This is a genomic window from Elusimicrobium sp., from assembly GCA_015062115.1.
Classification (GTDB): Bacteria; Elusimicrobiota; Elusimicrobia; order Elusimicrobiales; family Elusimicrobiaceae; genus Avelusimicrobium.
Genome location: SUVG01000002.1, coordinates 117,874 through 133,930 on the forward strand (window position 1 = coordinate 117,874; position 16,057 = coordinate 133,930).

The window sequence follows — 16,057 nt, forward strand, 5'->3', positions numbered from 1 at the left end:
TGTTAATCTCTTAAATCATACGGCCCGCGCCAGGGATAGTAGTAGGTATCCTCGGGCGTTTTGGCTTTGGCACGGTTGCCCGCGCCGCATAAAATGTTGATGCGAAACGCAAAAGAAAGGTTTTCGTTGCGGTCGCGCACGGTCAGTTCCATGCGGGCATCGTGGAAATCGTACGAGGCGCGTGCCAACTTATTAAACCCTTCAAAAGTTCCTCTAAATAAGGTGGCATCTATCCCAAAATCCAAGAACCATTTTTGGCTGGTCGGGCGGATACCCCAAGTGGTAGTGAGGGTGAAGCGGTCGGCATTGGTTTCGTATTCGGAGGCGGGGTCTGTGCGGTCTGCAAAGTTATTGAGCCCCAACCCGATTTGATGATTTTTGAAAAAGAAATTAGACTGTGCGATAAAGTTGATGTTTTTATCTTCCAAATCGTACTGGTCTTGAATAAAGAAATGGTACTTTCCGTTCGGGTCGGTATAACCCCACTCGAGTAAAATGGGTTCAATGCGCTTTCTTAAATGATCCCAACCGAGTTCGTACCCTTCCCCCGTGTGTAAATCATAAGTGTAATTGGACAAATTAAAGCCCGATTCAAAGCGTACATACGAATTGAAAGTAGGACGATAATAATTTTTGATATACAAACGGTTGGCTTCGATTCCTTTATCCGGAGAAATTTGATCGGAAGATAAAGTGCCGGTAGAAAGGCGTTTTACGAATTGATAGCCAAAGTCCGTAGTCCCCAAGAAAGAGTGGGTTTGAAGGTTTTGGTCTGTGCCGATGCGCCCCACCCAAGCATCTTTTCCGTTTTTATAGTTCTTGTCGGACAAGGTAACTTGTTGGTCGTAAAATACGCTGGGCAGATAAGTAAAGGCTTTATTTAAGCGGAAAGATTTTTCCGTTGTCCAACGGGCATGCATTTGGCGTTGATAAGGGCCTTCTTCATTGGGCATACCGTCTTTGTATTGCAGGGAGGACGTATTGTGGAAGTCCGCTTCGAAACGGTGTGCCAACTTGAAAATGGGGTCATTAAACGGCAACAAGGCATATTTAATTTCCGGCAGGGTGCGTTTTTCCGCCATGAATTTTTTCTTATCCCATGCAAAAATATCTTTCTGCTGATAACTTACACGCAAGGTAGATTTGCGGGTTTGGCGCGAAACGGCCACATCGGTTTCTTGGTCGGGCATAAATACATACGGGTTACTGCGGAAGAAAGTATCGTTAAAATACGGGTCGGATACCATGCGGAACTTCGTTTGGAATTGATAGAGGGCACCCGTATCGTTGTTAAAATGATCGGACGAGTCGTACATTTCCCACCAATATCCGCCTTGGAGGCCCCAGCGGTTACTGCTGGCCAAATCTAATTGGTCATTATCGGCATGGTCGTTAATGTAATAAAATTCACCCGTCCCGCGCAGTGTGGGGGAATCAACAGCCGTTAAACCAAAACCCATACCCACGCCGGACTTGGTGTAATAATCTAAATTTAAGCGCGGCCGCAAGCCGAGTACAGGCCCGAAAACGGTGGAGGTTAAAAGCCCAAAACCCGTTTTGTTGCTTTGGGTAAAATCTACATAAGTCGTCCATGGTTTTTGGGAATCAAGCGAGCGCCAAAAAACGGGCAAATACATAATGGGGAAGCCGTCCAATCTAAGCACCGCATTGGTGCCGAACACTTTTTGTTGGGGAGAAACCGACAACCGCCCGACAGATAGAGAATAGTGCGGGTCGGGTTTGTCGCAGCAGGTTACTTCGGCTCCTTTTAATACCTTTTTCCCGTTTTTGGAAGAAATTTCTTCGGCCCCCAAAATACGCAAGGGGGGATATTCGGTGGTAATGTTATCGGCGGAAAAATCTTTAGTAGTATAGTTGCCGAATATGTTTTCCCCGCGTAGCACCCCGCCTTGTCCGTCATCTACGGTTACCGGGCCCACGGAAGAAACAGTGGTGTTGGTTTGGTCAAAAGTGATGTTTTCCCCGGTAACGGTGCGTTTTTTTCCGTCGGGGGTTTTTTGTATAAGGGTTACATTGCCGGTAAGGTTGATTTTTTTATTGTTAGGTTCTACGGTAGCATTATCCGCCGTAAAATAAACAAACCCTTCTTCCCCGGGGGACGGCAACACATTATCCGCCCCATACAAAGAGGCGGATACACAAAAAAGTCCACAAAATAAAGCAACAAGTTTTAATCGCATTTGGCGTTATGAATACTTTCTTTTTGGGCTTGGAAAATGGCGTACATGGCGGCACCCACGCCCCCGATATTGGGGTTTTGGGAGACCTGCAAATTAAGCCGTTTGAAAGGCGTTTTGATTTGTTGGTTTTCCAATACGCGCTTTAAGGACGGCATAAAGAATTTAGCCGCGCCGGACACGCCCCCCGCCAAAACGACGGTGTCTATATCCAAAACCAAAGTAAAGTTGGCAATTCCTATTCCTAAATAATATCCCGTGTCTTCCCATACTTTCAAAGCCGCTTTGCAACCTTTTTCGGCCGCGCGGGAGACGAGTTCAATTTTGAAATCTTTGTTTTCGTTTACGAGTTTTGCCAGTTCGGATTCGGGATAGTCTAAAATAGCATTTAATACGCGGCGTTTGATGCCGATCGTGCCCACGAAGGCTTCCAAACAGCCGCGTGCACCGCACCCGCAAAGCGGGCCGTTGGTTAAATCGGCAATTTTGGTGTGACCGATTTCTCCGGCTGTACCGTTGGAGCCTTGGTAAAGTTCTTGGTTGATAATCATGCCGCCGCCTACGCCGGTGCCTAAGGTTACAACAAGTACATTGGTGCCTTGGCGTTTGAGGTCTGCTTCGTACACACCCCACGCCGCGAGTGAAGCATCGTTGGCTACATACGGCAAGATACCGGTGTACTTATAGAGCATTTGGGCAATCGGCCAATCTTCCACATCTTTGAACTTTAAGTTGGGGTTGTAGCGCAAGATGCCTTTTTGGTGGTCAACATCTCCGGGCGCACCGACGGCTACTGCTACGCGTTGGTCAGCAAATTCTTCTTTGATGGCATTGATAAAATCTCCGATTTGGGCAATAAAACCTTTGGCCCCTTTGGAATAGTCGGTTTCAATTTTTTCTTTGCGGAAAATTTCTCCGTGTTCGTTCATGACAAACAGTTTTACAAAAGTCCCGCCGATATCTACACCAATACCAATCATAAATTAAATCTCCTTGCTTTTAGGATGAGCCTGCCTATACACATTTTTTAGTTTTTCAAGCGACACATGTGTATAAACCTGCGTAGCCGCCAAACTGCTGTGGCCCAACATTTCCTGCAAACTTCTCAAATCGCACCCGTTGTTTAATAAGTGGGTAGCAAACGAGTGGCGCAAACTGTGCGGCGTAACTTTGCGCGCCAAATGGGCCGAAATGGCCGTGTTCTTAAAAATATAGGCAAGTCCGTCTCCGGTAAGGGGTTTGCCTTTGTTGTTCAAAAAAAGTGCATCTTCCGGTTGCGGGTTCGGCCTGGAGGCTAAATAATCTTTAATGGCTTGCAACGCCGCATCCGTTACGGGCACCAGCCGTTCTTTGTTGCCTTTTCCCAATACCTTCACAACCCCGTTAAAATAGTTTACATCTTTTATTTTAAGCCCGGTTACTTCACTTCGGCGCAACCCGCTGGAGTACATCAGTTCAAAGAGGGCTTTGTCGCGCGGAGCAAATTTTTTACTTTGCGCTGCCGTATCCAGCAAACGCTCGGTTTCCGGTTCGGTTAAAAACTTGGGCAAAATTTTTTGCCGTTTGGGAGCCGGGAGCAGTTTGAACGGGTTGACCGCTAATTTGCCTTGCGTCATCAAATAGGCAGCCAAACTGCGCAGGGCCGCTATTTTGCGAAGTACCGTATTGCGTGCGGGGTCTTTCCCTGTTTGTACGGAGGCCAAAAATTGGCGAATCCGTGCCGGGGTAAGAGCCCCCAAATCGTTCCAACCGCGTTGTTTACAAAAGAGCAAAAAATCGTTTAAGTCTGCGCGGTAGCCCCGTATGGTATGGGCAGAAAAATTTTTATTCTCTAAATGTACGAGGAAATCTTCCACCCATTTTTGCATACAGGCTCCCCGCGGTTATTTTTCCGCTTGTTTGGCCTCGTGTGCGGCTTTGAACTGCTCGATTTCCTGCGGGGTTACGGTTACGATGGTTTTACATTTCGGGTAACCGGAACAACCCAAAAATTCCCCGCGTTTGGAGTTGCGAAGTACCATGGGTTTCCCGCATTTTTCGCACATGCGGTCCGTTACAATCGGCCCTGCAGAAGCCACTTTGTTCCCTTCCGCATCGAGCGAATAGGTGTTTTTGCATTTCGGATAAGCCGAGCAGGCTAAAAATTTTCCGCGTCGTCCCATGCGAATTACCATGGGCGCGCCGCATTTTTCGCATTTTTCCCCGGTTTCCTGGGGCTGTACTTTTTCCCCGGAACTGCTGAGGTTTACTTTACCTTTGCAGTTTTCGTCACTGCAAACCAGGTATTCCCCGAAGCGGCTGCGCTTTTTGAGCATCATTTGTCCGCAGACAGGACATTTTTCGTCCGTTTTTTGTGCGCCGGGGCGTTGCATGCCTTTATCGGCAAGTTCAAGTTCTTTTTTGAAATTGTTGTAGAACCCGGATAAAAGCCCTACCCATTGTTCGGCCCCTTCTGCCACTTTATCCAATTGTTCTTCTACTCCGGCCGTGTAGGAAAGATCCATAATTTCTTTGAAAAAGTCTTTCAAACTTTCCGTTACGGTGATGCCCAAGTCCGTCGCCACGAGTTTGCTGCTTTTGGGTTGGCGGGCGATATACTTGCGGTCTAAAATCGTTTTGATAGTAGGGGCGTAAGTGGACGGACGGCCTATGCCGTGTTTTTCGAGCGTTTTAATCAAACTGGCTTCGTTGTAGCACGGAGGCGGCGTGGTTTTGTGGGGTTTTGTTTGTAATTCTAACAGGGTTAAAGTATCCCCTTCTTCCAAAGCGGGCAATAACGCACTTCCGTCCTCTTTATTATTGTCTTCTTCGTCGTCTTGGTCTTTATAAATGGACAAGTAACCCGGGAATTTGACCGTGCGGCCCGTAGCACGCAGGATACATTCTTGTTTTTCTCCGGCGGCAATATCGATGGACACGGTATTGAAAATCGCTTCGGCCATTTGGCTGGCTACGAAACGCAACCAAATCAGTTCATAAAGTTTGTATTGGTCGGCGGTCAAGTAAGGTTTCATCAGTTGCGGGGTGCGGCGCACATCGGTGGGGTGGATAGCCTCGTGAGCTTCCTGCGCACCTTTTACCTTGCTTTTGTAAACAGGTTGTTTGGCGGGCACAAATTGCGCGCCGTATTTTTCGCCGATAAATTTTTTGGTTTGATCTTGCAAGAGTTTGGACACATTGAACGAGTCCGTACGCATGTAGGTAATCAAACCGACGGTTTGCCCGGAAATTTCGATACCTTCGTAGAGGTGTTGGGCCGTCATCATGGTTTTTTGAGAGGCAAAACCCAATTTGTTGTAGGCGTCCTGTTGCATGGAACTGGTAATAAAGGGCGGTTTGGGTTTTTGTTTAACTTCTTTTTTCTCTACTTTGGTAACGGTGTTAGGGCCTTTGCGCAAAATGTCGGAAAGGGGGGCCAACTTTTCCGGTTTATCAAAAACGGTATTTTTAACTTTGTAATCTTCCGCAAACAAATGATAGGTGGTAGATTGTTCCACATTTTTCCCTTGCCATTTGGTTACGCGCGCCCAAAATTTGGGGGCGGTTTGCGGTTTTTCGAATTGGGCGCCGATAGTCCAGTATTCTTGTTCTTTGAATTCGGCGATTTCTTTGGCGCGTTCGGCCAACAGGCGGACGGCTACCGATTGCACACGCCCGGCAGAAAGACCGGAAGTAATTTTGCGCCACAAAAGCGGGGAAAGTTTGTAACCCACAATGCGATCCAAAATACGGCGGGCTTGTTGGGCGTTCACAAGGTTGTCGTCAATTTTGCGCGCATGGGCAAAAGATTCCTGAATAGCGGTGGGGGTAATTTCGTGAAAGAAAATGCGTTGGTAGCGTTCTTTGGGGAGTTTTAAGAGTTCCACCAAATGCCACGCGATGGCTTCTCCTTCACGGTCAGGGTCGGTAGCGAGATAAATTTCGCTGGCATTTTTGGCTACGGCGGATAATTCGGCAATTAAGCGTTTGGCGCGGTCTACCGGCACATAAGTGGGGGCAAAGCCGTGGTCGATATCCACTCCGATATCTTTGGAGGGCAAGTCGCGCACATGGCCAAAAGAACTGCGTACAATAAAATCGTTTCCTAAAATTTTACTAATCGTTTTTTGTTTGGTGGGAGACTCCACAATCACCAATTTTTTGCCTTTTACATTGGTAGTTGCCATAGTTCACTTCCTTATCAAATTAAAATTTGCTCTTACTGTAGAGGCCGTTTTCGCAGGCTAAAAAACCTTTTACCTCTAACTCAAATAAAATTCCAGCCGCCTCGGGCACATCGGCCCCGATGGCTTCGGCCACTTGGTCCAGGCTGGCTTGCCCGTCTCCCACCGCGGCCAAGGCTTCGCGTTCCCGGGGAGATAAATTATCCTGTTCTTTGTTGGGGGTAACGGACGGCGTTTCAAAGTAGCGAGCGTCCAACCCGAAACGAAGTTGCTGTGGTATATAGTCTAGTATATCTGCGACGGAAGTTACAACCCCCGCCCCGTCCTTTATGAGAGAATTGGGGCCTGCGGATTGCGGACTGTCTATCGGGCCTGGAACGGCTAATACATCTTTTCCCATCTCCAAGGCCAGTTTAGCGGTGATGAGCGCGCCGGACTTAATTTCTCCTTCCGCCACCACAACGGGTTGCGATAAACCGGCAATAATGCGGTTGCGGCGCGGAAAGTGAAAAGCATTGGGCGGCTTATTAAAGGGAAGTTCGGAAACAATGGCTCCGCCGTATTCCAAAATAGCGCGCGCCAGGGCTCTGTTTTCCGGGGGATAACAACGCCCCACCCCGGTGCCGATAACGGCTACGGTAGGTTTTTTCAGGCGAACTGCCGCCGCATGGCACTCGCTATCTATTCCGCGGGCCAAACCGCTGACAACCGTTACTCCGCAGGCGGTTAAGTCCCCCGCCAATTTGTGGGCAACACGGCGGCCGTAGGGGGTAATTTTGCGTGTACCCACCATGGCCACACAGGCTTGTTTGTCCGCGGGTAATTTTCCAAGCACATAAAGGGCAATAGGGGCCTCTTTAATGTTTCGTAAAGATTGGGGGTATTCTTCGTCTTCCGGCACATAAATGTGCCCGCCCAAAGCGGCTGTTTTATCCCATTCTTCTTGCGGGTTAACGGCAAAAGCATCTCGCAAAAGATGGGCAGCGGTATCGGGGTTTAGGTTGGCTTCGCGGGCTAAAGTGGGGGCATCTTGGCGTAAGATTTCTTGTGCGGAGCCGAAAATTTGTATCAGTCTTTCTAACCAATCTGCCCGAAAGTAAAGAAAAGCGTTTAATTGAATACGGGCCAACCGTTCGGCGGCGGAGATGTTTTCGTTCACAGGTCAGCCACTCCTTTGCGATCCAACGGACGGTATTGCATTACTTCTACCAAGTGTTTGGTTTCTATGGACTCTTTCCCTTCCAAATCGGCAATCGTTCGGGCCGTTTTTAAGATTTTGTCCAAACTGCGTGCACTTAAACCGAATTTGCGCATAGCCGTTTCCAAAATGGTATCGGCTCCCGGAGGCAGTGTGCAAAAATCTTTAATTTGTTTGGGTGTCATAAAGGCATTAGCCGTGGTGGGAGTGCCCGCAAAGCGTTTGCGTTGGATTTCACGCGCTTTGATGACCCGTTCGCGAATTTGACCGGAAGACTCCCCTTCGCTTTTTTGGTTCCAGTCCGTATATTTGACGGGATTTAAGTTGACGGTTAAGTCAATACGGTCAAGCAACGGCCCCGAAATACGAGATTTGTAGCGGTTTACCTGCATGGGGGAGCAAGTGCAGGGTTTTAACGGATTTCCCAAATTACCGCAGGGGCATGGGTTCATGGCGGCTACTAAAGTAAAGCGGGCCGGATAGGACACCGTTTCTTTCGCGCGGGAAATGGTCACACGGCCGTTTTCCAACGGTTCGCGCAGGACTTCTAAGGAAGAACGCGAAAATTCGGCAAATTCGTCCAAAAAGAGTACGCCGTTGTGCGCCAGGGAAACTTCGCCCGGGCGCGGAGAGGAACCTCCGCCGATAAGGGCAACATCGGAAATGGTGTGGTGCGGATCTCGAAACGGACGGCGGGTTAAGAGTTTGCTTTTTCCCATCAAATTACAAATGGAATAAATTTTGGTAATTTCCAACGATTCTTCCTGCGTGAGCGGCGGCAAAATACCGGGGAAGCGTTTGGCCAACATACTTTTTCCCGTGCCGGGAAGGCCAATCATCAGCACATTGTGCCCGCCTGCGGCGGCAATTTCCAAGGCTCTTTTGGCCAGGGCCTGCCCTTTTACTTCGCTGAAATCTACTTCCGGCAAGAGGTCTTCTTCCGCTTGGGGAAGGTAGTTGATTTTAAGGGCTGATGCATCTGTTTTTTCTTCCAAATAGTCGGCTAACTCTTTTAAGGTATGCGGTGTGATAAACGGCGCGCCCGATACTTGCCCTTCCAATACATTTTGAGGGGGGATAACCGCGGTTTTTTGCAGGCCTTTACAGGAAATCAGCATCGGCAGGACCCCGGCACACGGACGGAGCGAACCGTCCAATGCCAGTTCTCCCAAAACGAGTAAGTCTTTTAATTTGGCGGTGGCTTGAGGGGAAAGTTGTTCGCTGGCGGCTAAGATGCCAAGGGCAATCGGTAAATCGAATTGTGTTCCGCTTTTGCGCAGTTCTGCCGGGCTTAAATTGACGGTGATGCGTTTGGAAGGGAAGTCGAACCCGCTGTTACGAACGGCCGCCACCACGCGTTCTTTGCTTTCGCGCACTTCGGCATCGGGCAGACCCACCACGGCCAGGGTAGGAAAACCGGGGGCAATATCTACCTCTACGGATACGGTAAATCCGTCGATTCCTTTGATGCCCCCGGTAAAAACATTGGCTAACATAGTTAGTTAAAACTCAATACAATGGTGCTGGGTGTAATGTTTACTACCGTAAAATTAACATTGTACTTGCGGATAATTTTAGCGGCTAATTCTTCGGGTGTGGAAATGTTTGCCGAAATTTCAAACTGGGCGCTGGAGTTGGCATAGCGCACTAAGTTGAAATCTTCAATTTCTCGTAAGTCTTTGAAAATGTCTTGAATTTGTTTCAGGCGCTCAATGGTGTTAACATCTTTTACCGTCAGTTGGAAAACTTGGGCGGAGTTGATGGCCGCGTTAATGGGTTCCACCAATTGTTTGGCGGCGGCTTCACACGCGGCGGAGATAGATTTTTGAGCGGCGATATCTTCCAGCGGATCCAAACCGCTTAATTGTTGGGCTCCCTCGGCCACTAACGCGTAGTTATGGGTGGCATAGGTGCGGATATTGGCGCGGGCCCGGTAGGACTTAAAGGGAGAAGTTGTTCCCGGCAAGGCGGCCAACGGATTGGAAACAACATCGGCCATGATGACAAAACGGGCCCCTTCTTGGCGGGCTTTATCCACCACCGGGTTGGGGTTTTCGATGTTGTTTTGACTCAGGTTATCCCCGTTTACGAGAGCAAAAGATTGGTCTTTTAACGCACGGTAAATGGCTTGTTTGCATTCTTGGCGCAAAGATAAATCTTCGCCGACCGTTTCGCGGGAGGTAACCAAAATGTTCGTTTTTTTGGCAAACGCATCCGATTCGGATTGCTTGATAATATCCCCAATATCTTTTACAAGCACCATGGCTTTGATTTGGGTGTAAAATTCATCTCCTTTGCGGTACGACTTCTTAACAGCCGTGCGACGAATAAAACCGGCAGTTTTGGAGACGATTTTATCTTCCACCAGTTGGGCTTGATCCACGGTGGTGGCGGAGGAAATAAAGATGCCTGCCACTTTTTCTACGGCGGCTTTTTGGGCGGCTAAAATACCGTCTTTCTTCATTTGCTTTAGGTTGTTTTCATCGTAGGGGACTAACGATTCGGCCGTTACATACTCCCCTTCGCCTTTCGGGCCGATGCGTAAGGAACTGCAGGCAGACAAAGCCAAAGAGGCCGCTAAAAGAGATAAAACCAGTTTCTTCATTATTTACCCTCCGGGTCAATTCCGGCGGCTTTTAGGCGTTCGCGAGACAAGCGCATCACTACCGCACAACCGCCGTCTTGTAAGTATTCGGTGGAAATCAACTCCATTTGTTGCACGATTCCTTCGGAGGAAGACTCTATCGTGCTACCGGTGGAAAGTGCATCTACCACTTGCACATGGGCTTCCAAATGCGAACCGTAAAGCACTTCCGTGGCGCGTTGATACGCATGAGCGATGGCGGCTTCGCGGCTCATGATGCGGCGTTGCGAGTCGCTGGTGTGGGCCGGGTTGGCGGCTCCAAAACCGCGCACCCACAGGTAATCTCCCGTCAGTAAAGTATCATTAAAAGAAGGCGCAATTGCCCCGTCTTTTACCGCGGTTTTAAGCCCGCCCGCGCACGCGCACAGGCAACACACACAAGCACACAAAGCAAGCAGTTTTCTCATATACTACCTCAAGAGTTCCGAAATCACTTTTACATAGGTGCTGGGGGCTTTTACGTTTTCGTAATTGATAATACCGCAACGAATCAGCATGATTTCCAACATGTGCGTTAAAATATCGTAGAAGTTTTCACGCACGGACGGATCGCAAGCAGATTTTTGGGGCCCTAAAATAACAGCACCTTTCAATTTTTTATTATCGCACAAGTTAGCGATTTTGAAAGCGGAAGAGATAACATTTTCCGTTGCGTAAGAAGAACGAACCGCAATTTCAAACCCGCCGGGAACACCCAATTCTTTGGCGCGTTGTTCCAAAGCATATACCATCCAGTTCATCATGTGAGAACTGTTTTGCGGATAGAAGAAACCGATTCTTCCCCACTCTCCGTTTCCGGTAGTGGCTAAGGTGGTAATGGTTTCGGGCGATTGGTTCAACACTTCGCTGGTGGCATCTTCACCGGTGGTGGCCAAGAGTTTTTCAAAAATGTTGGCTTGAGAACGGTCATTTTCGTTCATATTGGCGAAGATTAAATTTTCCAATACTTTCAAGCGGCGGATGCTGCGGGTAACCGTGCCGAGCGTCATGTGCGGGCCGCTAAAGAAAGCGGTAATTTGGGCATCGTTCAAATCTACCCCGTTATCCAACAGCATTTTTTTGACGATTTTTAAGTGTGCCGCGCCTTTAGCCGGTTTTAATTCGCTAATCCAACCCGAATCTAACTTAAAGCGGAGGAGTTCTTCCAACTTGGCCAAACTTTCCGGCGGATATTTGGAAGTGATAACAATTTGCTTTTGTTCCTGGCGGAATTTGTTGAGCAAAGCGGAAATGTGGGCGCGGTTTTGTTCGTTAATGGCAATCAAGTGGATATCGTCGATTAACAATACTTTTACCGTATCCATGAATTTTTCGAATTTTTCGATGTTGCCTTCCATTACATAACGCTGAATCCCGCGGGAAAGACGGACACCGTTAGTCATGAAGATGTTTTCTTGTCCGTATTTTTTGGAGAAGGCATAGGCCATGGCATTTAGGAAGTGCGTTTTCCCTGTGCCGGTGGAACCGTGAAGCACGAGCGGATTGTACATTTTGCCGGGGGTTTCAATGACCGAAATGGCCGTAGCATGCGCAAAACGGTTTACCGACATTACCATATTTTCCAAGGTGTAAGTGGGCACGAGCGGCACTTCAAGCGGCCAGTTATGTTTTTTAAGTTCGGAAAGAGGGATTTCGATGGAGTGGTCGATGGTTTTGGTTTTTTCAATCGTAGTGTTAGCCGCCGCGGGTTCCGGTTGTGGCGTAGCAGGGGCCGGTTGAGCCGGGGTAGGAGGGAGCACCGGAGCAGGCGCGGGAGCGGGTGTACCGGGCGCGACCGGGCCGGCAGGCATAGCAGGAGTCGGCGGAACGGGTGCAGCAGGGGCCGGCGGTTGCGGCGTGGCAGGCGTTTCCGTCTTGCGTCTGATTCTAAAAGTAGTTTTTAATTCGTTGTTTTCTTCCATATCTTTTTCCCTCTGTATAACTGTTGAATTGTTTTGCGGTTGCTGCTCTTTTTTTCTTCCCACCAAGCGTAAAATTTTTTGTTTTCGTTTTGGGGGTGCGGCTTTTGTATCGGCGGCCGCAGGCGGCGGAGTGGAGGACGCGGTTTGAGGCGGGGCGGCAGGCTCCGCGGTAGGCCTTTCAACCTGTGCCTTCATCAGTTCCGTATTAAGAGTGGTTTCTAAATTGAAAGTTTTATCCAGCGAATCTGTTTTTTGCCCTTGAACGGTGTTCAACAATACTTCTTCCGGGCAATCGCTGATGAGTTGGCCTTCCGTATGCGCCGTAGCCGTTTCCGTCGGTTGAGACACAGGGGGTTCTTGGGCCTGCACGGCCAAAGGCTCGCTCTGTTCTGCTTCCGGTTCTTCCTCAGGCATTGCGTAAGAACGGGCATACTGCATTTGCATACCGGTATTGAGAGTCGTTTCCAAATTAAAAGTTTTATCCAAAGATTCTTCGTCCATACCGTCTTTAACGGGCGGTACGGTATTCAAAATTTCTTCTTCGTTGGGCAACTCCCTGGCGGATACAATTTTGCAATTTTCTTGCGAGAAAACAGTTTTTTGTGCCGCTTGGATAATCTCCTGTTCTTGGGGAGAGGTCGGCAACGGTACCGGAATTTTCCACCGCAAAGTGGCTTCCGCCACATCGGGGATTTCTTCCACTTTGGAACTTAAAGTAAAAGTTCCTTGGGTTGCAGTCATGGTATTGGCTAAATTTTCTTCTTTTTGATCTTCTTTTTCCGTTTGTTCCACGGGGCGAGCCTGAACGCGCAGTTCAATCGATTCGCCCGCATCTTTGCCCTTGTTCGGATCCGGTTTAGGGGCGGGCTTTTCTGCGGGAACTTCCGGCGCTTTGGGAGCGGCGGGTTCTTTGGTTGCGGAAGCGGACGGGGCGGCAGGCGCTTGAGGCGTCGGCTGCTGGGCATGTTCCACAAAGCCTAAATCTTTTTGAGCCAAGCGATCCGTTACGTCTTTTAAGTCGTCTAAATCGATAATACAAGTTTGATCTTTGATTTTCTGTTCAAAGACATTAAAAGAATCTTCTAAATGGGGTTTCCCGTCGGCGAGGACATCGATTTTTTGTTCGCGTTGAATTTGGGAATTTTTAACGAGTTTTTGATTTTCCAAATCTAAAAACATATCGTATTTTGTTTCCGCACCGAAAATATCATCTAAAGGCATTTGTCCGAGTAAGGTGCCTTCCATATCCTTGATAAGCATATCCTTATCGTTGATGGTAATTTCGTTGGAATTTTCCTTGGTGTTTAAGGAAGGGGTTTGCACGGTTTGGTGTTCTAATCCCATTTCGGCGGAGCCTTCCGGCGCAGAAACCTGTTGAGATTGCAAATCTTCCACGGGAGCCGGCGGTTGCGGCGCATCCTGCGGGGTGCGGAAAAAACTTTCGGAGGGGTCTAAAGTCATAAAAGTAGGGAAATTTTTATCTTCTTTGGTTACTTCGTTATTAAAAAGAGGGTCACCCAAAATTCCGCCCGGTACGAATTGGTTTACTTTGTTGGTTTGTTCCACCCCTTCGCGTACAGCGGTGCGAATTTTTTCCAGGGTGTCTTCGTCCAGGTCTGCAGGCAGTTCAAACGCATACACATAAGGCGCTACCGCCGGAGTGGGGGGGTGCACATAGCCTTGTAATTTTTTGGCAATTAAACGGGCATCATGCTCCGTCCCGTCCGTAACGAGCGTGTAACAAAGAGAACCCGCTTGCTGGTCCAGGCGGGAGATAATATCCCAGTTGTTAATCATTTTCCCTCTACAATTTTTACGCCGCTGCTGGCGCCGATACGGGTAGCCCCTGCGGCTACCATGGCATCAAAATCTTCCCGCGAACGCACTCCGCCGGAGGCTTTTACCTGCATTTCGGCCGGAATAGATTTTTTCATTAAAGCCACATCGGGTGCGGTCGCTCCGCCGCCGGTAAAGCCGGTGGAGGTTTTTACAAAGTCCGCCTTGGCCTCTGCGGAAAGTTCGCAGGCTTTTACTTTTTCTTCTTCCGTCAGTTGGGAAGTTTCGATAATCACTTTTAAGATGAACCCTTCGCACGCGGCACGCACGGCTTTAATGTCGTTCAAAACGGTGTCGTAATCTTTGCTTTTTAAGGCGCCGAGGTTGATGACCATGTCAATCTCTTCGGCGCCGTTTTTCAAAGCGTCTTGGGTTTCGTATGCTTTTACCGCGGAGGTATTGGCCCCCAACGGAAAACCGATGACCGTACATACTTTTACATCTGTTCCTTGCAAGAGTTCCTTGGCGTAAGATACCCAATACGGGTTTACGCACACACTGCAAAAGCCGTATTCGCGGGCTTCTTGGCAGATTTTGGCAACATCTTCTTTGGAAGCAACGGGTTTTAAGATAGTATGGTCGATCAGTTTGGCTAAGTTCATACGAAACCTCTTTTTAGTTAAAGTTGATGATGCGGGCAAATTTATCCGCAATTAAGGACTGACCGCCCACCAAGGCGCCGTCCACATCGGGTTTGGCCATGATTTCATCTACATTGGAATCTTTCACGCTGCCGCCGTACAAAATGCGGGTGGCTTCGGCATAAGCGGCGGAATAGGCTTTGGCCAAGTAAGCGCGGATAGTGGCGTGTACTTCTTGGGCTTGTTCGGGCGTGGCGGTTTTGCCGGTACCGATGGCCCAGACGGGTTCGTAAGCAATTACGAGGCCGGCCAATTGTTCTTCGGTAAAATCTTTCAAGCCGTTTTTGAGTTGGTTTTCAATAACTTCCAAGGTTTTGTTGGCTTCGCGTTCTTCCAAGGTTTCGCCTACGCAGAAGATTACTTTAATGCCATGGCGCAAAGCGGCGGCTACTTTTTTGTTCAAAATTTCATCGGTATCACCGAAAACGCTTCTGCGTTCGCTGTGGCCGATTAAGGTGTGGGTGGCGCCGGCATCTTTGGCTTGTACGGGGGAAACGGCGCTGGTGAAAGCACCTTTGTCTTCCCAGTGGACATCTTGAGCGGATACTTGGATATCGGAGCCTTTGGCGAGTTCGGCCACTTTGGCTAAAGAAGTGTAAGACGGGGCAACAATAATTTCTACATTGTTTTTATTGCCGGCTTTGGTTAAAGCAGTAATCAAGGCTTCGGATTCGGCCAAGGTGTTGTGCATTTTCCAGTTTCCGGCGATAATGGGGGTTCTGTTGGTCATAGATAAATTCCTCTTTATAAAAAGTGATATAGTGGCACGGCCTCGCGTTCGGGCGAGACTCTTCCTATTAAATACTATCATATAGAAAGCGAATTGAAAAGATGTTTTTAATTGTTTTTTGAGAGACCCCTTTTGCCGATGTGCAGAACACAACTTACATTGGGAAAAAAGGGTAAAAATTATCCATACCCAAACCTGACAGACTGCTCTGTTTTTTAGGAAGATTTAATATTCTTTGTTTGTGGCGGTGTTAACTCCACCATTTACCTGTTTATCAAATGCGCCTTGGGGCGACTACTTTTTATTTTTTTGGGGGCCGTAAAAGAAGGGGTTTCTCGCCCAAGGCTTGACCCGTTTTTTTTTCTTACAATAGTGCTAATCGGCAGGCAGGAAGAATTGTAGTATTGTTTGTTTGCCGTAAATCTGTTTATAAGAGGTTTTGTATGAAAAAGGGTTTTACTTTGATAGAACTTTTGGTCGTAGTGTTAATCATCGGTATCTTGTCGGCGGTGGCGTTACCTCAATACGAAAAAGCCGTTTGGAAAAGCCGTGCTTCTACCATGCTTCCCAATGTGAAGGCTTTGGCAAACGCGCAGGAGTTATATTATTTAGCGAACGGCACTTATGCTACGGCCTATGATCAGTTAGATATTTCTTTTGACAGTTTGCCCTATACAACTAGTAGTGACGGTCGTTTAACCGCGGCTTCCGGAAATGCTACTCGTGCAAACAAAGATTATAAATTG

11 protein-coding genes and 1 pseudogene are annotated in these 16,057 nt (G+C 48.3%); 1 reads left to right on the top strand and 11 read right to left on the bottom strand.

Annotation, left to right across the window (positions count from 1 at the left end; translation table 11 throughout):
- Nucleotides 1-2: 2 nt before the first annotated feature.
- Genes lptC through E7027_01880 form a run of 11 tightly spaced genes read right to left on the bottom strand, consistent with a single transcriptional unit; the run spans nucleotide 3 to nucleotide 15,311 of the window.
- Nucleotides 3-2,201 (bottom strand): LPS export ABC transporter periplasmic protein LptC, encoded by a 2,199-nt coding sequence (gene lptC, locus E7027_01830; GenBank protein MBE6420872.1) that lies wholly within the window; start codon nucleotides 2,199-2,201, stop codon nucleotides 3-5.
- The gene (locus E7027_01835; GenBank protein ID MBE6420873.1) at nucleotides 2,192-3,178 is read right to left on the bottom strand and encodes an ROK family protein; all 987 of its coding nucleotides are present in this window, start codon (nucleotides 3,176-3,178) and stop codon (nucleotides 2,192-2,194) included. The genes lptC and E7027_01835 overlap by 10 nt, the downstream gene beginning before the upstream one ends.
- Before the next feature lie 3 nt (nucleotides 3,179-3,181).
- Entirely contained in the window at nucleotides 3,182-4,066 is an 885-nt protein-coding gene (locus tag E7027_01840) for a tyrosine recombinase XerC (protein ID MBE6420874.1), read from the bottom strand.
- 15 nt (nucleotides 4,067-4,081) lie between these two features.
- Nucleotides 4,082-6,364: a type I DNA topoisomerase gene (gene topA, locus E7027_01845; GenBank protein ID MBE6420875.1), complete on the bottom strand. Its 2,283-nt coding sequence runs from the start codon at nucleotides 6,362-6,364 to the stop codon at nucleotides 4,082-4,084.
- A 19-nt stretch (nucleotides 6,365-6,383) separates the two neighbouring features.
- Nucleotides 6,384-7,520 carry a DNA-protecting protein DprA gene (dprA, locus tag E7027_01850; protein MBE6420876.1) on the bottom strand — a complete coding sequence of 379 codons (1,137 nt, stop codon included), beginning with the start codon at nucleotides 7,518-7,520 and terminating at the stop codon, nucleotides 6,384-6,386.
- The gene (locus E7027_01855; protein MBE6420877.1) at nucleotides 7,517-9,055 is read right to left on the bottom strand and encodes an ATP-binding protein; all 1,539 of its coding nucleotides are present in this window, start codon (nucleotides 9,053-9,055) and stop codon (nucleotides 7,517-7,519) included. Before E7027_01855 ends, dprA begins: the two co-directional genes overlap by 4 nt.
- A gap of 2 nt (nucleotides 9,056-9,057) precedes the next feature.
- Nucleotides 9,058-10,164 carry a hypothetical protein gene (locus E7027_01860; GenBank protein ID MBE6420878.1) on the bottom strand — a complete coding sequence of 369 codons (1,107 nt, stop codon included), beginning with the start codon at nucleotides 10,162-10,164 and terminating at the stop codon, nucleotides 9,058-9,060.
- The gene (locus E7027_01865; protein MBE6420879.1) at nucleotides 10,164-10,610 is read right to left on the bottom strand and encodes a hypothetical protein; all 447 of its coding nucleotides are present in this window, start codon (nucleotides 10,608-10,610) and stop codon (nucleotides 10,164-10,166) included. The genes E7027_01860 and E7027_01865 overlap by 1 nt, the downstream gene beginning before the upstream one ends.
- 3 nt (nucleotides 10,611-10,613) lie before the next feature.
- Nucleotides 10,614-13,901: an AAA family ATPase gene (locus E7027_01870; GenBank protein ID MBE6420880.1), complete on the bottom strand. Its 3,288-nt coding sequence runs from the start codon at nucleotides 13,899-13,901 to the stop codon at nucleotides 10,614-10,616.
- Nucleotides 13,898-14,542 carry a deoxyribose-phosphate aldolase gene (deoC, locus tag E7027_01875; GenBank protein ID MBE6420881.1) on the bottom strand — a complete coding sequence of 215 codons (645 nt, stop codon included), beginning with the start codon at nucleotides 14,540-14,542 and terminating at the stop codon, nucleotides 13,898-13,900. Before deoC ends, E7027_01870 begins: the two co-directional genes overlap by 4 nt.
- Before the next feature lie 13 nt (nucleotides 14,543-14,555).
- Nucleotides 14,556-15,311, bottom strand: a complete 756-nt coding sequence (locus E7027_01880) for a triose-phosphate isomerase (GenBank protein ID MBE6420882.1) — start codon at nucleotides 15,309-15,311, stop codon at nucleotides 14,556-14,558.
- A 443-nt stretch (nucleotides 15,312-15,754) separates the two neighbouring features.
- Here E7027_01880 and E7027_01885 point away from each other — a divergent pair.
- Nucleotides 15,755-15,868: pseudogene (locus E7027_01885) on the top strand (prepilin-type N-terminal cleavage/methylation domain-containing protein).
- The last annotated feature ends 189 nt before the right edge of the window (nucleotides 15,869-16,057 follow it).